The organism is Mucilaginibacter psychrotolerans (genome assembly GCF_004519315.1).
GTDB lineage: Bacteria > Bacteroidota > Bacteroidia > Sphingobacteriales > Sphingobacteriaceae > Mucilaginibacter > Mucilaginibacter psychrotolerans.
Genome location: NZ_SOZE01000016.1, coordinates 14,439 through 37,344, shown reverse-complemented (window position 1 = coordinate 37,344; position 22,906 = coordinate 14,439). Strand labels below are relative to the sequence as shown.

General features: G+C 44.4%; 21 protein-coding genes and 1 tRNA gene. 11 read left to right on the top strand and 11 right to left on the bottom strand.

The window, feature by feature from the left end:
• Positions 1 to 336: 336 nt before the first annotated feature.
• Positions 337 to 1,062, top strand: coding sequence for a hypothetical protein (locus E2R66_RS15845; protein WP_133232354.1), 726 nt, complete (start codon positions 337 to 339; stop codon positions 1,060 to 1,062).
• Here E2R66_RS15845 and E2R66_RS15840 read toward each other — a convergent pair whose 3' ends face one another.
• Positions 1,063 to 1,296: a hypothetical protein gene (locus E2R66_RS15840; RefSeq protein WP_133232356.1), complete on the bottom strand. Its 234-nt coding sequence runs from the start codon at positions 1,294 to 1,296 to the stop codon at positions 1,063 to 1,065. It abuts the gene before it with no gap.
• A 147-nt stretch (positions 1,297 to 1,443) separates the two neighbouring features.
• Between E2R66_RS15840 and E2R66_RS15835 the strand changes: the two genes are divergently transcribed.
• Positions 1,444 to 1,517: transfer RNA gene (locus tag E2R66_RS15835), tRNA-Arg, on the top strand.
• A gap of 770 nt (positions 1,518 to 2,287) precedes the next feature.
• Here E2R66_RS15835 and E2R66_RS15830 read toward each other — a convergent pair.
• Positions 2,288 to 3,250, bottom strand: a complete 963-nt coding sequence (locus E2R66_RS15830) for an NHL repeat-containing protein (RefSeq protein ID WP_133232358.1) — start codon at positions 3,248 to 3,250, stop codon at positions 2,288 to 2,290.
• Positions 3,251 to 4,003: 753 nt separating this feature from the next.
• Here E2R66_RS15830 and E2R66_RS15825 point away from each other — a divergent pair.
• Entirely contained in the window at positions 4,004 to 5,008 is a 1,005-nt protein-coding gene (locus tag E2R66_RS15825; RefSeq protein ID WP_133232360.1) for an aldo/keto reductase, read from the top strand.
• A gap of 8 nt (positions 5,009 to 5,016) precedes the next feature.
• Complete coding sequence (locus E2R66_RS15820) at positions 5,017 to 5,904, top strand: helix-turn-helix domain-containing protein (protein ID WP_133232362.1); 888 nt, start codon at positions 5,017 to 5,019, stop codon at positions 5,902 to 5,904.
• Positions 5,905 to 6,314: 410 nt separating this feature from the next.
• On the opposite strand, the gene E2R66_RS15815 is transcribed toward E2R66_RS15820, so the two are convergent.
• Positions 6,315 to 6,569 (bottom strand): hypothetical protein, encoded by a 255-nt coding sequence (locus E2R66_RS15815; RefSeq protein ID WP_133232364.1) that lies wholly within the window; start codon positions 6,567 to 6,569, stop codon positions 6,315 to 6,317.
• A gap of 176 nt (positions 6,570 to 6,745) precedes the next feature.
• On the opposite strand from E2R66_RS15815, the gene E2R66_RS15810 reads away from it, so the two are divergent.
• Positions 6,746 to 7,195: a hypothetical protein gene (locus E2R66_RS15810; protein ID WP_133232366.1), complete on the top strand. Its 450-nt coding sequence runs from the start codon at positions 6,746 to 6,748 to the stop codon at positions 7,193 to 7,195.
• 85 nt (positions 7,196 to 7,280) lie between these two features.
• Complete coding sequence (locus E2R66_RS15805) at positions 7,281 to 8,237, top strand: CvpA family protein (protein WP_133232368.1); 957 nt, start codon at positions 7,281 to 7,283, stop codon at positions 8,235 to 8,237.
• Between the two features lie 62 nt (positions 8,238 to 8,299).
• On the opposite strand, the gene E2R66_RS15800 is transcribed toward E2R66_RS15805, so the two are convergent.
• The 5 genes from E2R66_RS15800 to E2R66_RS15780 form a co-directional block, all read right to left on the bottom strand.
• Positions 8,300 to 9,025, bottom strand: a complete 726-nt coding sequence (locus E2R66_RS15800; RefSeq protein ID WP_133232370.1) for an SDR family oxidoreductase — start codon at positions 9,023 to 9,025, stop codon at positions 8,300 to 8,302.
• A gap of 51 nt (positions 9,026 to 9,076) precedes the next feature.
• Positions 9,077 to 9,976: a helix-turn-helix transcriptional regulator gene (locus E2R66_RS15795; protein ID WP_133232372.1), complete on the bottom strand. Its 900-nt coding sequence runs from the start codon at positions 9,974 to 9,976 to the stop codon at positions 9,077 to 9,079.
• Positions 9,977 to 10,079: 103 nt separating this feature from the next.
• Positions 10,080 to 10,265, bottom strand: coding sequence for a hypothetical protein (locus E2R66_RS15790; RefSeq protein ID WP_133232374.1), 186 nt, complete (start codon positions 10,263 to 10,265; stop codon positions 10,080 to 10,082).
• Positions 10,266 to 10,274: 9 nt separating this feature from the next.
• Complete coding sequence (gene glgB / locus E2R66_RS15785; protein ID WP_133232376.1) at positions 10,275 to 12,425, bottom strand: 1,4-alpha-glucan branching protein GlgB; 2,151 nt, start codon at positions 12,423 to 12,425, stop codon at positions 10,275 to 10,277.
• A 265-nt stretch (positions 12,426 to 12,690) separates the two neighbouring features.
• Positions 12,691 to 13,050 carry a hypothetical protein gene (locus tag E2R66_RS15780; protein ID WP_133232378.1) on the bottom strand — a complete coding sequence of 120 codons (360 nt, stop codon included), beginning with the start codon at positions 13,048 to 13,050 and terminating at the stop codon, positions 12,691 to 12,693.
• A 141-nt stretch (positions 13,051 to 13,191) separates the two neighbouring features.
• Between E2R66_RS15780 and E2R66_RS15775 the strand changes: the two genes are divergently transcribed.
• From E2R66_RS15775 to E2R66_RS15765, 3 genes are all read left to right on the top strand, one after another.
• Positions 13,192 to 13,416 (top strand): hypothetical protein, encoded by a 225-nt coding sequence (locus tag E2R66_RS15775; protein ID WP_133232380.1) that lies wholly within the window; start codon positions 13,192 to 13,194, stop codon positions 13,414 to 13,416.
• Positions 13,417 to 13,491: 75 nt separating this feature from the next.
• Positions 13,492 to 14,244, top strand: a complete 753-nt coding sequence (locus E2R66_RS15770; protein WP_134737937.1) for a hypothetical protein — start codon at positions 13,492 to 13,494, stop codon at positions 14,242 to 14,244.
• An 89-nt stretch (positions 14,245 to 14,333) separates the two neighbouring features.
• Complete coding sequence (locus tag E2R66_RS15765) at positions 14,334 to 14,633, top strand: hypothetical protein (RefSeq protein ID WP_133232384.1); 300 nt, start codon at positions 14,334 to 14,336, stop codon at positions 14,631 to 14,633.
• 77 nt (positions 14,634 to 14,710) lie between these two features.
• On the opposite strand, the gene E2R66_RS15760 is transcribed toward E2R66_RS15765, so the two are convergent.
• Positions 14,711 to 17,125: a glycoside hydrolase family 31 protein gene (locus E2R66_RS15760; RefSeq protein ID WP_133232426.1), complete on the bottom strand. Its 2,415-nt coding sequence runs from the start codon at positions 17,123 to 17,125 to the stop codon at positions 14,711 to 14,713.
• Between the two features lie 218 nt (positions 17,126 to 17,343).
• Entirely contained in the window at positions 17,344 to 19,065 is a 1,722-nt protein-coding gene (locus E2R66_RS15755) for an alpha-amylase family glycosyl hydrolase (RefSeq protein WP_133232386.1), read from the bottom strand.
• A gap of 50 nt (positions 19,066 to 19,115) precedes the next feature.
• Between E2R66_RS15755 and E2R66_RS15750 the strand changes: the two genes are divergently transcribed.
• Positions 19,116 to 20,024, top strand: coding sequence for an Rpn family recombination-promoting nuclease/putative transposase (locus E2R66_RS15750; RefSeq protein ID WP_133232388.1), 909 nt, complete (start codon positions 19,116 to 19,118; stop codon positions 20,022 to 20,024).
• 2 nt (positions 20,025 to 20,026) lie between these two features.
• Positions 20,027 to 20,266, top strand: coding sequence for a hypothetical protein (locus E2R66_RS15745; protein ID WP_133232390.1), 240 nt, complete (start codon positions 20,027 to 20,029; stop codon positions 20,264 to 20,266).
• 282 nt (positions 20,267 to 20,548) lie between these two features.
• Here the strand turns inward: E2R66_RS15745 and E2R66_RS15740 are convergent, their stop codons facing one another.
• On the bottom strand, positions 20,549 to 22,858 hold the full coding sequence (locus E2R66_RS15740) for a family 65 glycosyl hydrolase domain-containing protein (protein WP_133232392.1): 2,310 nt from the start codon (positions 22,856 to 22,858) through the stop codon (positions 20,549 to 20,551).
• Positions 22,859 to 22,906 lie beyond the last annotated feature (48 nt).

Genomic DNA, 22,906 nt, shown 5'->3' with positions numbered 1-22,906 from the left:
ATTGTAAAAAAAACACTTGGTTATTTTAATGCTGTTTTTTGCTAAATGCACATCATAAAATGCGTTTTTATGCGAAAAATTAAACTTTTTTAAGCTTTTGCTAACATTTTTAACAGCGTTTTTATCTGTCAGTTTAACAGATAAAAACGCATTCCGGGGCTATTTCACAGTATGGTAATAACTGCAATTATAGAAATATTTTGGCAACTATTGATGCAAGAATTACTGCCCGATTAACAAAAGGCTACAAAAACGATGGATTAGGTACAAGGCTACTTTTATTGCTGCGGTGCTTTGGTAAATAAGTTATATTAGCACTGCAATACTTTACCTTATATGCAGCTATATAAAAACAACCCGGAATACTTTGGTGATTTTCGTAAACAAGTACTAGCCAAAACAATCCCGCTGATGTTGGGCGCAGTACTGGTTGGGCTAACCATAGCTTATTTTTCTGAAAACAGTACCGAGGCGGGCATACAATCAACCCTGGTGTACACTTTTATCATTGTAGCTTACTTTACCTACAGTTTTTTTAGGGGTTCAAAACGGCAAAGGACCATTTTCGATAGCTACCAATTGATCATTGGCGACGATTATTTACAGCGCAAACAAAGCAGCCTGGCAGATAAAACGATATCCTTTAATGCAGTAAATTCTATTACGGAAGATAAACGGCGTAATTTGTATATTAGAGGGGCCAGCAAAGAAGATTTAATATATATCTACAGCTATGTAGAAGATTACGAGGAGATAAGGGCTATACTACAATCCATCAAACCAATAACAACTGAGGGGCCGAAAGGCTTTTTACAAAAATACAGCACAGCTTTTATATTGGCAATACTGGGCCTAATGGCAACGGTGTATATAGTCAATAATAAAATTGTAGTGAGTATTGCCGGTGTATTATTGATAGCGACATTGATATGGTGCTTTTATAAAATACGCACAAGCACTTTTTTTGATGAGAAGATAAAGCGCAGCGCATGGTTTGTATTTTTTTTAATATTCTGCATCGCGCTTTCGATGTACTTTAAACTATTTGTAAACTTCAAGTAACTACATCCGCATTCTTAGCGAAACCGACCTACCAAGCGCCTGCACCAATTCAGGATCGAGTGTGGTGTTGCCATCTTTTAGCGTCCAAACCCGGCGGGCATCTTTAATCAGTTCAACTTTTTCGCCGTTTAGCAACAGTTCCAGTTCAGTGGTATTTTGGCCTATCAGTTTGCTGTTAACAATCTGGTAAACATAATCTTTATCATCAAAAGTAATCCGCAGCGGTAATCCCATATTCACGTTATTCGGGTGTAAATATAGGTTTTATTACGTTTAAAGAAGTTTTATTAATGATATAGTTAAAATTTCGTATTAAATCAAAAAAGCAGATATTGCCGTTATGCGTATAAATTGGTATATTTGCATCGCAAAATTTTACAAGGTCTCATAGCTCAGCTGGATAGAGCAACAGATTTCTAATCTGTCGGTCACAGGTTCGAATCCTGTTGAGATCACTATTATTAAGTATTTCAGGTGACCGCTATTGGTCTAACAAGTCCTATCATAAATTCCGGACGTATTTGAGGATTCGCCAACAACGGCTAGCCCTCCCGAAGTAAGGAGAAATAGCTCCTTCCAACACACGCAACTCGATGCTATATTTTCTCAATCCGCTATAAAAAACGGGGTAACTTTTTATTTAAGAAAATATTTACCTGTGGTGTTTGTTTTGGTACATGAAAATAAATGTTGTTTCATTATCTCCAAGCGCTAAAGAAAAAGCGTTTACGTCTGCTTTTCATACGCTATCCCTACCATGGCGGCTTGCTGAATTTGGCCCTACAAATGCAGGCCTTAAGCCGTCAGGATTACCGGAGAGGGGGGCCTCAATGGTAACGTGCTGACAGTTCCGCCAATAGTCAATCTACGGATAGCGCTACTATTTTCGTCGACGATGTAAAGCGTTTCATCAGACATTATCTATATCCCTTCACGATGGTAAAAGAGTGCTCTAGTTGGCGGCCCATTTATAAACCCCGCGTTGTTAGTTGACCCTGCAATCGTCATTAAGGTATTGCGCATAACTGAGCCGTCCAATTCCAGCGTTTCACTACGCTCGCACATAACAGTATCAGGCTGTAATTCTGCATGTTTATTAGATGATTATACAATCCAGATGCTTTTTTTTCTTGCTTATTAACTTTAAATAGTTAAATCTTCTATATCGATTATCACATAAACCACCTATTAATCAGTTGGATACATTCTTGTGATTGTTTGCCAATTACGGTAAAGCAATCCTGCTAACGGTTTGCTCATCAGCACTGGTGTAATATATATACCTTTCGCTGTTTGCCAGCGCAATGGAAGATGCTTTAACGCCGGAAATAATGGTTAGGATAGCATTGTTTTTTATCCGCTTGATGTTGCCGGAGTCGATAACGTAAATTTCGGTGCCCGCCTTGCTAACTGCAACGTCATAAACGGTTGCGCTTGGGATAAGATTGCTATACACCACCGTTGCACCTGCGGAGGTAAGCTTGTTTAACCGCGCGTTTATAACCACGTATTTTGTAGTGGCAGAATTGGCCTCGAGGTTGTTAGCATTGCTATCGTTCGAAATTACAGTAAGCCCGCCCAGGTATGCATTGTTTTTGATTACTCCGAGTTTGCTGTTGTAAACCTCATTTGGCAAATCGACGTAATTGGTGATGAAGTTAAAAAACGTGCCATCGTACCCTTCATCAATACCTCCAAAGTTGCCGTAGCTAAAATCTGTAAAATGGTCGAAGTTTTTAAACACGGCGCCGTTCTGATAAAGGAGTATGTTATTGGAGCTTTGTACCCCTACTACGCCGTTGTTTAAAACCGCTACATTTTGTGGCCCGCCTGATACCTCGACGCTGCCAAATAAGTCCGGATCGATATTGAGCGTAGTTACTTTGTTTTGGGTGCTGATTTTCCGCACGGCAGAATTACTGAAATCGCAAACATAAAGCACACCGTCCCCATCAACAAATATCCCTGAAGGCGTATTGAAACGTGCGGCACCGCCTGTGCCGTTGGTAAATCCGGGTGTGTTCTTTTTCCCCGCGATTAACAACGGCACAGCATTTATGGCCAGGCTTTCCTGCGCCTTGCTTGCGGCCATTTCCGTATCTGGCACAGGTTTCAGTTGATCGTCGCGCTTACACGAATAAACGGACACCAGCACGGCGCCCATGAGTAAATAAAGTGCCTTTTTCATGATTTAACTATGTTATTATAGGTGGTTACAAGTGCATTTATTGTTTTGGCTATTACTGCTTCAATCTATTATAAGTCAGCCTTCGCCAATACAAGTTACTTTTCATTAGATAGTGGTATGGCTTTACAGCGTCCATTTTACAGGAAAAAAAAAGACAACGAATTGCTTTAATAGCTGCGCAGTATAGGTTGCTAAAGCGCATATCTAAAAGTTTATAATTTTTTAAGCCAATTTAGGAACAAAACGTTCCCGAAATAAAGCTTCTACATTGTTGTATATCAGTTTGTGAAATGTGGTCGAGTTGCGAGAAAGGAAATATAATTTTCATAAAACTTAAATACACCACATAAATAGCAAGCCAAATACCTCGAATTAGAACCATTTTTAAATATTAGTAACAGGATTATGTATTGCTTAAGGAGGTAGGCGTCATTGATATTTTGATGAGTGGATTGATTCAAGTCCAGCCTCAGGACGAATTCGTTGATGTTGCTCCCCACGGCTGTTGCTCCCCAGCCTGGGCAGAATTCGAACCGCTTGATTGACCAATTGAAAAAAATAAACGAACTAGAGATACCGGGGCGATACTATCAGATTGATTGATTCTAAACGCCTTAGGAGAAATACACCTTCGTTTGGAAAGTTCACCTACGAAATATATTATTACATCCGGAATGCCATCGTCCCTGATTTGCTTACAAGCTTCAGAGGTTTGCATACATCCGCCAAATTGCATTGAGCGACCTTTGAGTTATGGAAATAAAACAAATTGCATTGGGCAGCCAAGGTTTGGTTGTCCCGATGATTGGGTTGGGTTGTATGGGCATGACCGGTTTTGAAGAGGGGCACATGTATGGCCCGGCGGATGAGCAGGAAGCAATTGCCACGATTCATCGTTCGCTGGAACTGGGCGGCAACTTTTTAGATACAGCCGACCTGTATGGGCCGCTGAAGAATGAGCAACTGATCGCGAAAGCAATCGGCAGTAACCGTGGCCAATATATTTTGGCGACCAAGTTTGGCTGGGAGATCAATGATGAGAATAAGGTTATTTGGGCGATCAATGGGAAGAAAGATTATGTAAAGAAAGCATTGGAGCGGTCACTTAAAAATCTGAATACCGATTATATCGATCTATATTATCTGCACCGCCTGGATAAAAACACGCCGATAGAGGAAACAGTAGAAGCCATGAGTGTACTGGTTAAAGAAGGAAAAGTGGGTTATATTGGTTTGTCGGAAGTTTCGTCTGAAACGGTTAAGCGTGCGCATGCGGTACATCCGATAACGGCAGTACAAAGCGAGTACTCTTTGTTCGAGCGGACAGTAGAGGAACGCGGGGTTTTGGGAACTTTAAATGAGCTGGGCATTGGTTTTGTCGCCTATTCGCCACTGGGCCGTGGGTTTTTATCGGGACAGATCAAAAGCCTGAATGATCTGCCGGAGAAAGATTTTCGCAGGGCTATTCCGCGTTTTCAGGGTGCACAATTTGACAAGAACATCGAATTGGTGAAAGCGATTGAAGCGATGGCTGAAGAAAAGAACGTGACCTCGTCACAATTGGCTTTGGCCTGGATCATGAGTAAAGGTATTTTGCCGATTCCGGGAACAAAGCGCCGGAAGTTTGTAGAGCAAAATATCGCGGCAACAGCACTTAATTTGAGCGATGCAGAACTGGCACATCTGGAAAGTATCATACCTCTGGGTACAGATACCGGCGCACCATATGATGAATTCAGTATGAGCTTAATTGACTAATTTTGTTTATGAACGCCATTAACTCCATATCTGAATTTCACCGTTTGTTGTCTTTGCCGGAACCACTGCATCCCCTGGTGAGCGTGATCAATCTGGCCGATAGCATCTTTTTGGAAGATGAAGTCTGGAAGGGTTTTGTCAACCGGTTTTATTGCGTGGCTTTGAAACGGGAGGCAAAGGGTAAGATCAAGTACGGGCAACAGCACTATGATTTTGATAAGGGCGTGTTAAGCTTTACGGCGCCTAACCAAGTACAGTATCTCGATCTGCAGAATATGGAGTGCGGCTCGGGCTACTTGCTGATTTTCCATCCTGATTTTTTGCTGCAGCATTCTTTAGCGAACAGTATAGGCAGCTATGGATTTTTCTCTTATGCAGTGAATGAAGCGCTGCACCTGTCAGCCGAAGAGGAAGATGACTTGATTGCCATTTTGAATAAAATTGATAAAGAATGTTCTCATATCGATAAGCATACCCAGGAGATTATTTTAACGCAGATCGAATTGTTGTTAAATTATTCCGACCGTTTTTATGAGCGTCAGTTCATTACGCGCAGGAATAATAATTCTGCGTTGCTGGGGAAGTTTGAGCAGCTCGTTGATGAGTATTTCAACAGTGATGTACATGGTTTGTTGACAGTACAATATATTGCTGATAAAATGAATCTATCTCCAAATTATTTAAGTGATCTGTTACGGGTACATACAGGGCAAAGCACCCAGCAGCATATTCATGAAAAGCTGATCGGGAAAGCCAAGGAAAGGCTTTCCACGACCAGTCTTTCGGTTAGCGAGATTGCTTATGCTTTGGGTTTTGAGCATGCCCAGTCTTTCAGCACCTTATTTAAAAAGAAGACCAATCAGTCGCCGCTGGAGTTCCGGGCGGCTTTTAATTAACGACAGGTAAGGAACCGTCGTTTATGTGGAAGATCGTGCCAGGCAAAAAAACCAGGATTGAATGAGCGAGGCCTCTTCGTCAGGTTCTGCCCGATACTTACAGGAAAACTATATACATGCAATATCTTGTACGCAATAAAAGTCCAATCTTTCCAGGTTTCTTTAAAATGCCCCATAGGTCTTTAGACGCTATGCCGGCTTTTTCTGATGGAAAGTGACTCGAAACCTAAGGATTATTTAATCTTCTCATCCCCATACTGGGCTCGAACCGGTTATTTGAAATCACCTATAACTTTCAATTCTTTCATGAATTGGTTCGAAAATAATCCAATGGGGTTCACATCAAGAAAAGCCCGAAGCCTTAAGTCGAAAGATTTAAGGCTTTTGTGTGTTGGAAATGTTTATAATTGTTAATTAGATTGCCCGAAGTCAGCGGCTCGCTTCAATATTGCCCCATCCCCAGCCGGCTTAGATAAATAAAGCGAAGTACTTCCAAAAGCATACCCGGCGTCGCTAATAATTATGTCCGGAATTTTATCCCCGTCAATATCACCTATAAAATCTATAAATATATTGTCGACAGCATCATTACCATGGTGTAGTGCTACATCGTTACCAAGTGACCTTATAAGTTGATTAATATTGTTCCCCTTAACTTTTGCCATTATATATAATTGAAAATTGCATATGTAACCATTTCTTTTATAGCCGGTTGCATATATTGTGTATTTAATCCCTGCATAATTAAACTCTTGCTTTTGGCCTGCATCGAAAGATTTAAGGCCTTTGTGTTTTTAAAGCATTTTAAATGCTTTATAAGGCCTATTTTTACATCATCACCATGAAAAAAATATTAACCTATTCCTTAAAAGTGGGCTTTACCACACTATTGGTATCGCCTATATTAAGCTTAATCATTATGTACTCTTTTATGGCGTTGGTTTACTTGATAAAACCAACTAATTGGGGATTTGCTGCTAGTATCGATTTTTATGATATTGCTGTGCTCACCAGCATAATTACGGTGGTGTTACCTTTTGCAATTTATAGGGCCATGAAGTCTACACCCGGTGTATATAATAAAAAGTCGCAGATTACGATTTCTACCTTCTTCGTTTCGATCCCTCTATTTTATGTGTATTTCCACATCATCCGTAGTGTCGTCGGGTATTCACTGGGTAATATTTTACTGATGGTTGTCCCTAATGTACTTGTAGCGATATTAAGTATCCGTTTCTATCGGCTGAATATTGGAACACCGGTGCCGGGAGTAGATATAAACGAACAATAAAAACGATTTTTCTATCAGCGGATAAATTTTAAAATTTAAATGGAAAAGTTAAATTTAGAAAATATCGTTCCCCAAACAGCACCCTGTGAACTACATCGACCTCCTACTCATCCTCATCCTCATCATTTGTATCCGCACGGGCATTAAACAGGGATTTATCCTGTCGGCACTGTCGTTGGTTGCCTGGGTGGGTAGCCTCATCATCGGCTTTTTAATATACCACCCGGTTGCGGGTTTTTTGCATATGATGATGCCCTCGGCAGGTTTTTGGGTGGCACCCTTATCATTCATTGCGGGTATCTTTATCGGCAAGTTTGTATTGGATATGATTATGGACCGAACCCTCGACCGCATACCCTCCCATAGGCATATCAGCAGAACAAACAGGCTTTTAGGCGCTATCCCCGGGTTCGCTAACGGGTTTATCTGGGCCGTACTTATATCAGGCATACTGCTGCTGGTGCCTTTTACCAATGGCCTTTCTAAAGAAACCAGGGAAAGCGGCGTGGCCAAAAAACTGATTGCCCGGGTAAGCTGGATGGATGACTCGCTATCGCCCGTATTTAGCGATATACTTAACCATACAGAACCCACAAAAGACACCAAAATAGGCGGCGAGGAGGTTATCAAACTCCCGTTTAAAGTAACCGATGCCACCGAACGGCCCGACCTCGAAGCCGAAATGCTGATATTGATCAATAAAGAACGTAAGGAATATGGCCTGCACCCTTTAAAAGCCGACGCTGAACTGGCTGTTGTAGCCAGGAAGCATTCTGCAGATATGTTTGCCCGTAGCTACTTTTCGCATTACACGCCAGAGGGTGCCGACCCATACGCGCGTATGAAAAAAGGCAATATTACCTTCCTTACCGCCGGCGAAAACATCGCGCTGGCGCAAACGCTGCCTTTAGCGCATACCGGTTTGATGAACTCGCCTGGCCACCGCGCCAACATACTACACCCGGCATACGGACGGGTGGGCATAGGCATTTTAGACGGTGGACTATACGGATTGATGATTACCCAAAACTTCAGAAACTAAGGGCATAAAAATTCTAAAAGAAAGGCGGGACCACAGATAGCCCCGCCCCTCTGTTACATAATCTACCAAGGCGATTCGCCGGTATCGCTCATATACTTGCCTGTTGGGCCGTCGGCATCAAGCATGGCATATTCTACTATGGGTTTTGCACCGTCTTCTACCGATTTTGGCCCCATGTTGTTATTGAACTCGGTATTGGTATAACCGGGGTTCACCATGTTTACCTTGGCCTTGCCTTTTAGTTCGTAGGCCAGAGCAATGGTATAAGCGTTCAGTGCCGATTTGGATGGCCCGTACACGGCAGTTTTTACCTGGTAATGCTCCCAGTTGGGGTCGTTATGCAGGGTAAGCGAACCCAGGTCTGATGTTACGTTTACGATGCGCGGGTTTGGCGATTTTAACACCAGCGGCAAAAACACCCTCACCATTCGGGCTATGCCAAACACATTCACTTCAAAAACCTCGGTGAATATATGGTTAGGCGTGTTGGTTGCAGATTGCTGGAAGCCACCAAGGATACCGGCATTGTTTATCAACACGTCCAAATAATCTATTTTCCCGCTAAGCTCGGCATAAGCCGCCTGCACAGATTCTTCGCTGGTTACCTCCAACTGTATAAATTCAACATCGATTAAGCCTTCGGCGTGTAATTGGGCAACGGCAGCGTCGCCCCTATCTTTATCGCGGGCAGCCAGGTAGATGTGGTAGTCGGCTTTTGCCAGTTGCCGCGCGGTTTCCAGGCCAATACCTTTATTGGCGCCGGTAATTAATACGGTTTGTTTTTTCATATTGCAAAGCTATACCTACTACAGCAATACATCGCTGCACATAGCAGGGCATTAACTGTACATTTCGCGGATTTGCTGGCGATAAGCCATTGGGGTGGCATCGGCAAGGCGTTTAAAGAAGCGGTTGAAGTAGGTGGCATCCTCAAATCCCAGCTCATCGGCAATTTGCTTTACCGATAGCTCGGTATGCAGCAAACGGCGTTTGGCCTCCATTACCAGGCGGCTGTGTATATGGCTGATGGCCGTTTTGCCACTTTGCTGTTTGATAACATCGTTAAAATAACCGGGAGTGAGGTTGAGAAGACTGGCGTAACCGGCAACTTCGTGCTGGTGGGTATGGTGCTCAGTAATCAACTGCTGGAAGCTTTTGAGCAGGCATTGGCCCTGGGTTATCTTGCAGCCTTCGCCATATTGTTCGGCATACAGCCTGCTGAGGTATATTACCAACACCTGTAACCAGGAGGCCAGCATTTGGTTGCGCCAGCTGCTGTTGGCCCTATACTCGGCGTTCATCTTGCGCATAATGTCCTGCACGTAGGCAAACTCTTCGGGCGCAAGCACCAATTCATGCGCAGCAGCCGGATTTTGGATGATGGGGAGGCGGCGCAGCATCAGGTTCTCTTCCAACAGCAAAAACTCCTCGGTAAACGTAATCACCAGGCCCTCCATCGGGCAAATCTCTTCTTTTAATTGTATCTGTTGGGGCACAGTAAAGTAGAAATGGCCGGGTTTTACCGTGTAAGGTACATCATCTATCCAATGGCGGCTACTGCCCTGCTCTACCAATACAAACATAAAAAACTGCTTGCGGTGCGGCTGCAAAAAGCCGGGGTCTATTATCGGTTCTACACCGTCAGACTCGCGCACCTGTATCATCGCGGGTGCGCCATTATCTCCTAACAGCGGGTAATTTGCAATAACATTCTTTTCGGGAGCGGTTAACACAGGCATGGCATAAAATTAAAAAAGATGGCTGCAGGGACAGCCATCTTTAGGTAAAATCATTAAGAATCAAGTTTAACAACTTCAACGAGTTGTCAAATCATATCGTTATCTACATCAACTCCTTATCTTTTTTAACATGATACGCTTTATTGGCCATGTAAAACAGCAGCACCGTTGGGATAATATAAAAGAGCGCGCCACCGTACTTGATATTTGGATAGGTGGTTATCAGTTGGTACACTAACAAAGCCAGTGCAGCTATGCCACCAAAGAGATATAAATAAAAGAACTTCATCTGCGTTTGCTATTTTGCTGTTGCAAGCCGTTTAAATATAGCTGCCCCCAACGGCGGTACGGTTAGCTGTATCGAGTTTTCTTTGCCATGCCATGCTTCTGCATCGGTTTTTATCGGATCAAAGTTGATCATGCCACTACCCCAATACTGTTGCTGGTCAGAATTGAAAATCTCCTGCCACTCTCCTGCCGCCGGCACGCCTATGCGGTAGTTTTGATGCGGTACAGGGGTCATGTTCAACACCACAACCAAATCGTTAACGGGGTCTATGCCTTTACGTTGATACACGATAACAGAATCAGCCATGTTGCTGGCATCTATCCATTCAAAACCCGTCCAATCGAAACCCTTTTCATAAAGCGCAGGTTCTGATTTGTATAGGTTATTGATGGCCTTTACCGCTTCTTTGATACCGTTATGGCTGGCATGTTCCAGCAGGTGCCAGTCTAAAGAGCGCTGGAAGTTCCACTCGCCAACCTGGCCAAATTCGCCGCCCATAAACAGCAGCTTGGTACCGGGATGGGTAAACATAAAGCTGTATAGCAGGCGCAGGTTGGCAAACTTCTGCCAATCGTCGCCCGGCATTTTGTTAAGCATGCTGCCCTTGCCATAAACTACCTCATCGTGCGAAAAAGGCAGCATAAAGTTCTCCGTAAAGGCATACACCATGCTAAAGGTAAGCTGGTCCTGGTGGTATTTGCGGTGTATTGGGTCGTGTTCGAAGTAGTCGAGCGTATCGTGCATCCAGCCCATCATCCATTTCATACCGAAGCCGAGTCCGCCGGTATAAACCGGCCTGCTTACGCCGCTGAACGAGGTAGATTCTTCGGCTATGGTCTGTACATCGGGGAAGTGCCTGTAAACGGCCGTATTGAATTCTTTCAGGAAAGCAATCGCTTCCAGGTTTTCGTTGCCACCGAAAGCGTTAGGTTCCCATTCTCCATGGTTGCGCGAGTAATCAAGGTAAAGCATCGATGCAACAGCATCTACACGCAGGCCGTCGATATGGTAACGCTCCAACCAGAAGATGGCGTTGCTGATTAAAAAGGCGCGTACCTCGTTGCGGCCATAGTTAAATATGTACGATTTCCAATCCGGGTGGAAGCCCTTGCGCAGGTCCTCATGCTCGTAAAGATGTGTGCCATCAAAATCGTAAAGCCCGTGCTTGTCGCCCGGGAAGTGCGAAGGCACCCAATCCAGAATAACACCAATGCCATTGGCGTGGAACTCCTCTACCAGGTACATCAGATCCTGCGGCGTTCCGTAACGGCTGGATGCGGCAAAGAAACCGGTTATCTGGTAGCCCCAGCTTGGGTAATACGGATGCTCCATTATCGGCATAAACTCCACGTGGGTGAAGCCCATGTCCTTTACATAAGGCACCAGTTTAGCAGCCAGTTCGCGATAGCTCAGGAATTCGTCGGGACTCTCCGGGTTGCGCGCCCAGGAGCCAACGTGCATTTCGTAAACCGAATACGGCCTGTCTAAAGCGGTATGCTCGTAGCGGTTGCGCATCCAGTTCTGGTCTTTCCATTCATAAAAAGTATCCGCTACGATGGATGCGGTATGTGGCGGCAATTCCCAACGCAGGGCAAAGGGGTCGCTTTTTTCCAGCTCGGCACCATTATGCGATTTGATGAAGTATTTATAGGTTTCGCCAACGCCCACATTGGGTATCCAGCCTTCCCAAATACCAGAAGCGTCCCAACGGTAGTTGAGCGCATGCGAACCCCTGTTCCATCCGTTAAAATTGCCAATTACGGCAACGTACTCGGCGTTTGGTGCCCAAACAGAAAAGTATGTACCCACCACGCCTTTATACTCCAGCACATGGGAGCCAAATTTTTCGTAAAGTTTATAGTGCGTACCCGCTTTAAACAGGTTGATATCGAATTCGGTGAAGCGGCTGTAGGGCTCTACCGCCTTTATTTCCGTATCAATATTTGTGTTGATGAAATCGTCTATGTTGTTTATATCGGCAAGTTTGGTTGCCGCAACTTCCGCTTTTTTTGATGCTGCCTTAGGCTTTTTAGCTACCGGTTCTTCGGCTTGCGGCAAAGCCGGGGCTGCTTCAGTTTTTTTGGCCGCCTTTGTTTTGGCTGCCTTTATAGGTTTCGATTCCGATAATTCGGCTCCGGGAGTTTCTTTTTTCTTTGCCATAGTAGGGTAGCGCGCCAGGCGCCCGGGTTAATTGGTTGCAGGAATAATTCCAGTTGTTCAAATATATAATTATTGAACATACAATAGCATCGGATGTTTATTTAAAACAAAAAAGAACGGCGGGCAATTTTAACCACAAAGTTCACAAAGACCTGCTAAACGTTGACGGCACAAAGAACACGAAGATAAAATTGCGTCAGACTACCAATTCGTGCGCAAAGCTTTGTGCCCTTTGTGAAAACTTCGTGCTCTTTGTGGTAAAATCTTATTTATCAACTACACTTTTAATTTTAAAGTATCCTCCCACAACTGATACGGGCGCGAAGATAAACATGGCAAAAATTTGCGTCCAGTGGCTGCCGGACGATAAAGCCATAGAGATACCTGCCAAAAGGAACATCAACAAGGTCAGAATATAATTCAGGTTAAGATTTTTCTGCTTCGCGATAAGCTGCACCACCAGGCCGGCAAGCATTGAAAAGAAAACGCCGTAGGCAACGGTTATCAGTTTAAAATTCAACGGTGCATCCTGGTGCGGATGATGGTGCGATAAATTGAACAACAAAACCGAACTGATGGCAAACACCATATAACCAGCTACGACCGATAGGATTTTCCTGAGCATTTCTTTTTTTAAGCGAATGTAGGAGATTGGCCGATAGGTTGATTGTTGAAAATTGCGGATTTTTCCTGAGCAAAAAATATAGCCCTAAATTGATGCACGATTCTTTTAATATGCTTAAATTGAACGCACCATCTCATTCAAATGATCCGTTTACCTTACCTTATCGCGCTTACCTTTTTATTGGCTTTGTCATCTTGCAAGCACCAGAATACATTAGCCAAAGTTGACCCGACCTGGAAGAAAATCCCCGGCAGCTGGATAGCAAAGCTTCAGAAGTTTGGCTACAATAAGAAGCCGGATACCAGCCTGCTAACAGCGTTTACGCGCATCATAAAACCTGATACTATGTACAACCCGCATGCCTAACATGTTAGTGAGGATTACGGATTTGTTTTCAACCCCGTTTTTGTAGACCTGGATGGCGACCACCAGGATGAGATATTGTGTTTGCAGGGCTGGGATGTTGCTATCCCCTACTTATGCGTATTTAAGCAGGTCAATAACGACTGGTATCTGGTTTACAAGGAAGAAATAAATACCTTTTACGGCGCACCTACATTGTACGTAGCGAATAACTTTTCTAAAAATAAAACCTTCTATCTGCGGCGCGTGTATGACCATGGCTCGGGCGTTTACATAGATGGGTATAGCTTTTACAAATTGGTTGATGGCAAAGTTTATAAATGCCTGGACATTGTGAATGATGCGCACATTTACGGCTGGGGGCTTTTCATGAACCAAAAGGTAAAATCCAGCTTTGATTTTAGCGGGGACTCGGAAGATATTTTAGGGGTAGAATATACTTATAACTTTTTCCCCGGCATGGTGTACGAAACCGATTGCTCCTGGTGCGCGCATGAAGATTCGCCGCTCATTAATGGGGAAGATAATGTATCGTACCGGTATGATGCTAAAGTCCACAAATACAAACTCGAAATAGAGCCCTATAAAAACGAAGCCACTGACCTAACGGCCGAAAAAATAGCCTGCTTTGGCGATTTTGGCAACGATAGCCTCTTTGTTAAAGCTTACCGCAGCCATATCGACACCACTATTAAGATCGGCACACCGCTGCAAAAAAGACTATTGCGCACCTATCTGGAACTTGCCAAAAAAGAAAAAACGGTTACTACCGAAACTTTTGAAGTAAAAACAAAAGTAGGCGGCACTACATTTTATGGGCCGAAGAAATAATTGACCAAGAAGCCCTTTCGAAGGGAAAATAAACTTACATTGTATCCGTAAGACGCGCCGTTACTATGGCTAATTAAGAAGTATTTACAATGAGCAGAAAAAAAACAGTTGACCAGTACACGCCCGATGAATTAGCTGAAGCTTTTGTTTTCCCAGTAAAACTTACGCCCGAACAGCAAACCGAAGCCAACATCCAACTAAATAAACAACGCGTAAGCCACCGGGGATTAATGGCCGGGCCGGAAAAAATGGCGAAAGGCGATAGTAATATTGTGCCTAAAACACATTTCGCATCTTCAACGGATAGTCTATTGCAGGTTATCAGGTCGAAAAAAGATGCAGATGATTTTATGGCTGAATTAGATAGTATTATTAAAAGAGCAAAATAGTTTTACTCTCATCGTATAAAAATCACCTAATTTCCCTTTACCGACATAACCAAAAAGGCCCCTTTCGGGGCCTTTCACTATTTCAGTATCTCTATCTGCTTAAAGTTTTTGCTGAACTTAAACTCGTAGGTTTTGTCGGCATTTACCGATACTTCCTTTATCTCTTTGCCATCGGCTATTATTTTTGATGGCTTGAACGGCAAGCCGTTTATTTTGATGTGGTAGCCATCGTAACGCGGCGTGTACAAACCCTCCATGCTTTGTTTGATGCTTAAAGTTTTTGATGTACCATTTACAATAAACTTCTTCTCCAGGTAAATATCCTGCTCGTAAGCAAAGGTTTCGCCATAATCTTCAAAGTAGAAAGAATTCACTTCATAGTCGCTGTAATAGATATTCAGCTTCACCTCTTCTATTGGCTTTTCGTTGGTGTACTGCATTACGGGATACTCCGGTATTACGGATCCTGCTTTTACGAAGATGGGGATAGTGTCCAGCGGTGTTGCAACCGTTATTTCCTGACCACCGTCTACGCTTTCCAGGGTCCAGAAATTGTACCATTTACCTTTTGGCAGGTAAAGGGTGCGGCTTTGCTGGCCGGGTTCCAATACCGGGCATATCAATATCTTATCGCCATAGGTAAACTCATCCTGCCTGAAGTGGTTTGCCAGCGTCTCCTGCTCGTGCATCACTACCGGCCGTAAGATCGGGAAGCCGTAACGGTGATGCTCCCAGAAAGTAGAGTACAGATACGGTATCAACCTGTAACGCAGTTCGATAAATTTACGGTTGATGCTGGTGAATGGCTCACCAAAGCTCCAAGGCTCGCGCTCTTTGGTATCACCGGCAGAGTGCGCGCGCATAAATGGCGAGAAGGTACCCAGCTGTATCCAGCGGGTAAACAATTCGCCATCGGGCTCACCGCTAAAACCGCCGATATCCGTTCCGCAGAAGGAGATGCCGGATACCGATAAACGTTGCAATTGCACGTTACCTATTTTAAGGTGCTCCCAGGAGGCTACGTTGTCGCCCGTCCATACCGAAGAATAACGTTGTACGCCGGCATAACCCGCGCGGGTTATGGTGAAGGGGCGCTTGTTTTTCATTTGCTTGCGCAAGCCTTCGTAAGTGGCACGTACCATTTGCATACCGTACACATTGTGTGCCTTGCGGTGGCTGCCGCGGAAACCATCGTACTGGTGGCGCACATCATCGGGGAAGGTACCCGCACCAAAAACGGCAGGTTCATTCATATCGTTCCAAACGCCGGCCACGCCAAGGTCAACCAGGTCGTCAAACAAGTCTCCCCACCAGGTGCGCACCTCAGGGTTTGTAAAATCGGGAAACTGGCAACGGCCCGGCCATACGTGGCCCTCCATAAAGTAATCGTCGCTGCGGCGGCAGAAGTAGCGTTTCTCTTTACCTTCTTTAAATACCCAATAGTTATCATCTACACGGATGCCGGGGTCTATGATCACCACGGTTTTAAAGCCATTTGCATTCAAATCCTCAATCATTTTGCGGGGATTTGGGAAATACTTGGGGTTCCAGGTAAAGCAGCGGTAGCCATCCATGTAATCGATATCGAGGTAGATACCATCGCAGGGGATTTTATTCTGACGGAAGCCGTTGGCAATTACCCTCACTTTATTTTCGGGATAGTAGCTCCAGCGGCATTGGTGGTAACCCAGTGCCCAAAGCGGTGGCATAGGGTGCGTACCCGTTAAAATATGGTAATTCTTTACCACATCCATCATGTGCGGTCCGTGGATATAATAATACTGCAATTCGCCGCCATCTGCCCAAAAGCTGGTTTTGGTTGCATCCTCACAGCCGAAATCGAAATGGGCCTTAAAGGTATTGTCAAAGAAAATACCGTGAGCAATACCCTCATTTACGCTGATATAAAATGGAATGGAACGATAAAGCGGATCCTGGTTCCAGCCGTAAGAGTAGGCATCGGTGTTCCAGTTCTTTAAGCGCTTGCCGCGCAGGTTAAACTCGGTAGCTTTATCGCCAAGACCGAAGAAACTTTCCTGGGGCGCGCAGGTTTTGGTGCAGAACACGTAGTAGCCGCCAAACTTTACGTTCTCTTCCCAGTGCATTGGTGCAGCATCGCTGCTGGTGGTAATGCCGTTGCTATCAGAGAAAGAGATAAAGAAATCCTGCTTGCGGATGTGGCAATTCACCGCAGCGGTGGATACCTTGAATTCCAATTCGGTCTCCGTTAGGTTAAATGGCGTTGCTTTGGTAGGTAATTCGGGCACAGCATAGCTAAATTCATCTAAAAACACGGTATGCGGCGCTAAACGCACACGGATAATGTCTTTATTTACAATGGTTACTTCTACGCTGGCATCGCCATCGGTAAAGAATACTTTATTGCCTTTTTGCTCGGCACTGTTAGGCACGCCAAGATATTTTTTTACGATGGGCTTTATGCCATCGGCAGGGTTATTCAGGTGGTGAAACTCTTCGTCATCCACAATCATATTTTCCTCTGCAACGAGTAATCTGGCCGTCAGTAATTCGGGGTTGGGGTCAGGTATATTTTCTTTCATAAAACTTTAATATTCCGATACTTTGATTAATTATTACTTAAACAAAGTGTATATAGCACATCAGCTAATCTTCTTATCAGCTAATAAACGATTTATTACTGAATATTCAAGCCATAATTGAGCCAAAGTGTCGAATAGACAATATGATTTTAAAAATTTAACAGCATCCCGCTTGCAGATTTTATATTGATTTCTACTCCGGAGTGGATATCAGCTGTTTTGTAAACCTTTCTTGTTAACAAATCCGTAAAATTCGTATTCCCGTTCAGGTTAAATTGTTTTAGCAGATCGTCGGGCAGCCTAAGGGTGATATTCCTTTCTGCGCGGTTAAAATTCACGGCCACCAGAACGCGTTGTTCTTTGGTATAACGAAGGTAAAAATACATTTTGGTATCGAAGCCGGGCTGATGCTCGTTGGCTATCATCAGCTCATAAAACTCGCCGTTTCGCAGGGCTTCGTTATCTTTTACGGTGTTGAGCAGTGTGTTGTAAAAATTACGCAGGCTGGTTTCCTGTTCACTCAACCCTCCCCCATCAAACTTACCGTTGTTGAGCCATTTTTGGTGCGAGGGAACGCCCCAGTAATCGAATATGGTAGTACGGCCGTCATCGCCGCTAAAGCCCTGAGCACCTTCGGCAGGTTCGCCTACCTCCTGCCCGCTGTATATCATCACCGGGCCGGTTGAAAGTGTAGCACTTACGATCATTCCCGGCACGGCGTACCAGGCATCACCTGCAAAGAAACGGCTGGCAATGCGTTGCTCGTCGTGGTTTTCCATAAAGCGCAGCATATGCTCGTCTATGCCCTGGCTGTGGGTGTTCCAAACCGCGTTAATATCCCAGGTACTGCTCCAATCGTCGTTACAGGTTAATTTTCGAATAGCATCATACAGGCCCACCTTATCGTACAGGTAATCGAATTTACCGTTGTGGATATAATTGTAATACTGGTTTTTATCGTAAGCTTCGCCAATGAATATCAGTTCGGGGTGGGTCGACTTTAATTTGGGTATTATCCATGCCCAAAATTCCACGGGCACCATCTCGATCATATCGCAACGGAAACCATCAACCCCCATCTCCGCCCAATAGGTAAGTATATGGTGCATTTTGTACCACAACGGTGGCACGTGGCCAAAATAGGTTTTGTGCCCATCCAGGTAGTAAACGCCATAATTAAGCTTCACCGTTTCGAACCAATCATTGATAGAGGGTGCGGCGTTAAAGACATCGTTACCAGTGGCTTTGGCAGGATACTCCTCAAAATGCCCGTCTTTTAGGGGTGAGGTAAATGCATCGCCGCCCGGGTTATAGCCCGCAGGCACTTTAAAATGCTGACCGGGTATGTAGTAAAAGTCATTTTCGGAGGTGAAGGCATTGCTGGTATCGTCGTCCTCTCCAAAATCGCGCACGGCTTTGGGGCGCATATCCGATGCATAGGTTCGCGCCACATGGTTAGGCACAAAATCGATGATCACCTTTAAGCCGTTGAGATGCGTGCGGATAACCAGATCCTGGAATTCGTTGATACGATTGGGCACATCCACCGCCAAATCAGGCGCGATATCATAATAATCTTTAATGGCATAAGGCGAACCGGCACGGCCCTTCACCACATCGGGGTCATCGTTTTTAATACCGTACGCCGAATAATCCGTCATGGTGGCGTGCTCAATTACGCCGGTGTACCAAACATGGCTAAAGCCCATCTTAGCTATTTCTTGCAGGGCCATGTCGGTTATATCGTTCAGCTTACCGCATCCGTTCTCTTCAATAGAACCATAGAATTTATTGGTGCTGTTAGCATTGCCGAATAAGCGCGGAAGCAGCTGGTAGATGATGAGCTTATGATTGGGGATGGATGATTGCATACCTGAATGTTATTGCGCGAAAATAAACATTAAACTTTTATATTTGGATTATGCCTGATGCCAAACCACCTGCTCCCGGTAGATACATCGACTTGATGGTCGACTTTTCTTTTAAAAAAATCTTCGGTACAGAGCCTAACAGGGATTTATTAATCTCCTTTTTAAACGAAGTGTTTAGGGGGCGCAAACACATCGTTGATTTGGTGTACAATAAAAACGAGCATCACGGCGATTTGAAAGAGGAAGGAATAGCTGTATTTGATTTGCTCTGTACCGGCGATAAAGGCGAACGTTTCTTAATAGAAATACAAAGAGCCAGGCAAGGCTATTTTAAAGAACGCGCTTTGTTTTATACATCCCGCCTCATCAGCGAACAGGCCCCCAAAGGCAAACGCAGCGAGTGGGCCTACAATATTACCGAAGTTTACTTTGTTGCCTTACTTGAAGATTTCACGCTCGATAATACGCCAACCGACTCCTACTTCCATAATATAGGACTTTGTAATACCAAAACCGGGGAAATATTTTACGATAAACTGGGTTATACTTATATAGAATTAAGTAAATTTGTTAAGGGAGAACCCGAATTAGTTACGGATTTGGACAAATGGTTGCATGTATTAAAAAATATGAAGCAGTTTGATAAAATCCCAACGTATTTGCGGAAACCCATATTTGAAAAACTGTTCAGTATTGCTGAATATACTAACCTTACTAAGGAGGAAAAAACGATGTACGATAGCAGCTTAAAATACAAATGGGACAATAAGAATGTGCTTGATTATGCAGTGCAGGAGGCGGAAGCTAAGGGCATAGAAAAAGGAATAGAAAAAGGAATAGAAAAAGGAGAGTATCAAAAAGCTTTGGATATAGCCCGGGAGTTGAAATACGAGGGCTTAGCTTTTGAATTCATTGCAAAAACTACTAAGCTCTCCATCGAAGAAATAGAAAAGCTTTAACCATGTACGATAGCAGCTTAAAATACAAATGGGACAATAAAAATGTGCTTGATTATGCAGTGCAGGAGGCGGAAGCTAAGGGCATTGAAAAAGGGATAGAAAAAGGGATAGAGAAAGGGATAGAGAAAGGAGAACAGCAAAAAGCACTGAACATAGCCAGGGAAATGATGAAAGACGGGCTTCCGGTAGAACAAATCTCAAAATTCACCGGGTTATCGGTAGAGGAAATAAAAACGCTTTAACTACGCCCTCCATGTAGCACATGTATTAGTGCAAAAATGGCCGCGAGGCATCTAAACTTTCAATAGCGCAATATCATTGAAAAAACACGCGCTCCTTATCATTAGCCTGCTTGTGCAGCTTGCCTGAATAGGCATGTTTATTTTTGGTGGTTCGATGTTTAGCTACAAAGGCCAGCCGCTAAATAATTTCGTGAGTAAATTAGCAGAATTTTCATTCATGTTTTAGCTACCTACCATTATTTTAGGGCTGGCCTTGTTGATATTTCATTTCCGGCTGAAAGGTTAAACATTCACAAGCACCTCGCCATTACCGCTCACCAATTGGCTATCACCATTTAGCAATACCGTTATCGCCTTCTCTGATAAGTTCTTAACCGTTACCCCGTCATGGGCTATCCTGATGTTCAGCAAACTTCCGCGGAACCCTATCTGGAACGACAAGGCTTTCCACTCGCCGGGCAACAGCGGATTGAACGATAGCATGTCATCCTTTACCCGCATACCGCCAAAACCTTCTACGATAGCCATCCAGGTGCCGGCCATCGAGGTGATGTGGCAACCATCATCGGTATCGTCGTTATAATCGTCTATATCCAACCGCGAAGTGCGGAGGTAAAACTGGTAAGCGCGCTCCACATCGCCCAGCTTGGCGGCTAATATAGCGTGTACGCAGGGCGAAAGCGACGACTCGTGCACCGTCCTCGGTTCGTAAAAATCATAATTGCGACGGATGGTATCGAGATCATAATCCTCCTCAAAAAAATAAAGCCCCTGCAACACATCTGCCTGTTTGATATATATCGACCGCAGGATCCTGTCCCAACTCCACTTTTTCACCAGTGGTAGTTCGGATTTTGGCAAATCTTTAACCAGTATTTGTTCTTTGTCCAGGTAGCCGTCCTGTTGCAAATAGATACCTAGTTTCTCGTCATGCGGGAAATACATTTTGGCGATGATATCTGCGAAGCGACCTGTTTCGGTTGCCTCATCAAATGCTATTTTAGTGGCAAGCGCATCGTATTTTGCTGGATCAGTGTGTTTTACTTTGCCAATAACTTCCAGCGTATATTTCATACACCAAACCGCTATGGTGCTGGTGTACCAGTTGTTGTTTACATTGTTCTCATACTCGTTAGGCCCTGTTACCCCCAACATGACGTACTGCTGTTTATCTTCCGAAAAAGTAATTCTTTGCGACCAGAAACGCGAAATGGCGATCAACACCTCCAGCCCGTAATCGGCCAGGTAGGCTTCGTTGCCGGTGTAGCGCACGTAATTGTAAATGGCAAAGGCAATAGCACCGTTACGGTGTATCTCTTCAAAGGTTATCTCCCATTCGTTATGGCATTCGGTACCATCCATGGTTACCATGGGGTAAAGCGCCGCGCCGTTTTTAAAACCAAGGAGTTTTGCGTTCTCTATAGCCTTGCCCAGCTGTTTGTAGCGGTAGAGCAGCAGATTGCGGGCAACTTTTTGTTCGGCAGTAGCCAGGTAAAAGGGCACGCAATACGCTTCGGTATCCCAATAGGTGCTGCCGCCGTACTTTTCGCCGGTAAAACCTTTGGGGCCAATGTTCAGTCGGTCATCTTCACCTGTATAGGTTTGGTTCAGTTGGAAGATATTGAAACGTATGCCCTGCTGTGCTTTCGCATCGCCTTCGATGATGATATCGTTGTGCTTCCATTTTTCGGCCCAGGCAGCGGCTTGTTCGGCCAGCATGGTATCGAAACCTTTTGCGGAGATAGCGGCAAGTAATGCTGTTGCCCTGGCAGCCAGTTCCTCCGCTTTGTAATTTTGCGAAGAAAGATTTACCGCATATTTTATCAGCGTAACTGGTTCGCCTTGTTGAGCATCTACCTTAATTTCGGTCGCAACGTATTTCTCTTTAAGAATTGGGGTCGACTGATAATCAACCTGGGTATCGCCGTTAAAAAGGACACACTTCATGGCGGTAAGCACCTCAAATCCTGTCTTTTTAGTGCGGAGCTGAACCGAGCTTATACCTTCGGCAATGCCTTTCTGCACTTCATCCCAAAATTTCTCGTCGTAGTTGGAGTCTTTGTTGGCTATGTCACCGTCAATAAATGGCGTAATCGTAATGATATCATCGAAATTGAGCGGGGTGATGGTGTATTTAATGGCACCGCATTCATCATCTACCATACTACAAAAACGGGTAGCCACTACCTCAACTTCTTTGCCGCCGGCTGTTTTGGCGCGGAAGCTTCTTTTAAGATAGCCTTCTTTCATATTCAATTCCCTGCTAAAGCTTATTACTTCGCCTTTAGCCAGGTCGAGTTGTTCGTTGCCTATCCAAACATCTATGCCTATCCAATTGGCAGCGTTCAAAACTTTTGCAAAATATTCGGGATAACCGTTCTTCCACCAGCCTACGCGGGTTTTATCGGGGTAATATACCCCAGCTACGTAATTGCCCTGCAGCGTTTCGCCGCTGTAAGCTTCCTCGAAATTGGCGCGCTGCCCCATACGCCCATTGCCCAGGCTGAACACGCTTTCTGCCACTTTATTGTAGTGCGGGTCGAACCCTTCTTCGACGATTTTCCACTCGTCAACTTTAAAATAATCTTTCATAACCGGCTTTTGTTAAGCTGCGCTAAATTAATATAAACATTTGGCCTC

Bases quoted from the DNA above. Each gene is read 5' to 3' on its own strand.
- E2R66_RS15845 (WP_133232354.1), top strand. From the start codon at position 337: ATGCAGCTATATAAAAACAACCCGGAATACTTTGGTGATTTTCGTAAA.
- E2R66_RS15840 (WP_133232356.1), bottom strand. From the start codon at position 1,296: ATGGGATTACCGCTGCGGATTACTTTTGATGATAAAGATTATGTTTAC.
- E2R66_RS15830 (WP_133232358.1), bottom strand. From the start codon at position 3,250: ATGAAAAAGGCACTTTATTTACTCATGGGCGCCGTGCTGGTGTCCGTT.
- E2R66_RS15825 (WP_133232360.1), top strand. From the start codon at position 4,004: ATGGAAATAAAACAAATTGCATTGGGCAGCCAAGGTTTGGTTGTCCCG.
- E2R66_RS15820 (WP_133232362.1), top strand. From the start codon at position 5,017: ATGAACGCCATTAACTCCATATCTGAATTTCACCGTTTGTTGTCTTTG.
- E2R66_RS15815 (WP_133232364.1), bottom strand. From the start codon at position 6,569: ATGGCAAAAGTTAAGGGGAACAATATTAATCAACTTATAAGGTCACTT.
- E2R66_RS15810 (WP_133232366.1), top strand. From the start codon at position 6,746: ATGAAAAAAATATTAACCTATTCCTTAAAAGTGGGCTTTACCACACTA.
- E2R66_RS15800 (WP_133232370.1), bottom strand. From the start codon at position 9,025: ATGAAAAAACAAACCGTATTAATTACCGGCGCCAATAAAGGTATTGGC.
- E2R66_RS15795 (WP_133232372.1), bottom strand. From the start codon at position 9,976: ATGCCTGTGTTAACCGCTCCCGAAAAGAATGTTATTGCAAATTACCCG.
- E2R66_RS15790 (WP_133232374.1), bottom strand. From the start codon at position 10,265: ATGAAGTTCTTTTATTTATATCTCTTTGGTGGCATAGCTGCACTGGCT.
- glgB (WP_133232376.1), bottom strand. From the start codon at position 12,425: ATGGCAAAGAAAAAAGAAACTCCCGGAGCCGAATTATCGGAATCGAAA.
- E2R66_RS15780 (WP_133232378.1), bottom strand. From the start codon at position 13,050: ATGCTCAGGAAAATCCTATCGGTCGTAGCTGGTTATATGGTGTTTGCC.
- E2R66_RS15775 (WP_133232380.1), top strand. From the start codon at position 13,192: ATGATCCGTTTACCTTACCTTATCGCGCTTACCTTTTTATTGGCTTTG.
- E2R66_RS15765 (WP_133232384.1), top strand. From the start codon at position 14,334: ATGAGCAGAAAAAAAACAGTTGACCAGTACACGCCCGATGAATTAGCT.
- E2R66_RS15760 (WP_133232426.1), bottom strand. From the start codon at position 17,125: ATGATTGTGGATGACGAAGAGTTTCACCACCTGAATAACCCTGCCGAT.
- E2R66_RS15755 (WP_133232386.1), bottom strand. From the start codon at position 19,065: ATGCAATCATCCATCCCCAATCATAAGCTCATCATCTACCAGCTGCTT.
- E2R66_RS15750 (WP_133232388.1), top strand. From the start codon at position 19,116: ATGCCTGATGCCAAACCACCTGCTCCCGGTAGATACATCGACTTGATG.
- E2R66_RS15745 (WP_133232390.1), top strand. From the start codon at position 20,027: ATGTACGATAGCAGCTTAAAATACAAATGGGACAATAAAAATGTGCTT.
- E2R66_RS15740 (WP_133232392.1), bottom strand. From the start codon at position 22,858: ATGAAAGATTATTTTAAAGTTGACGAGTGGAAAATCGTCGAAGAAGGG.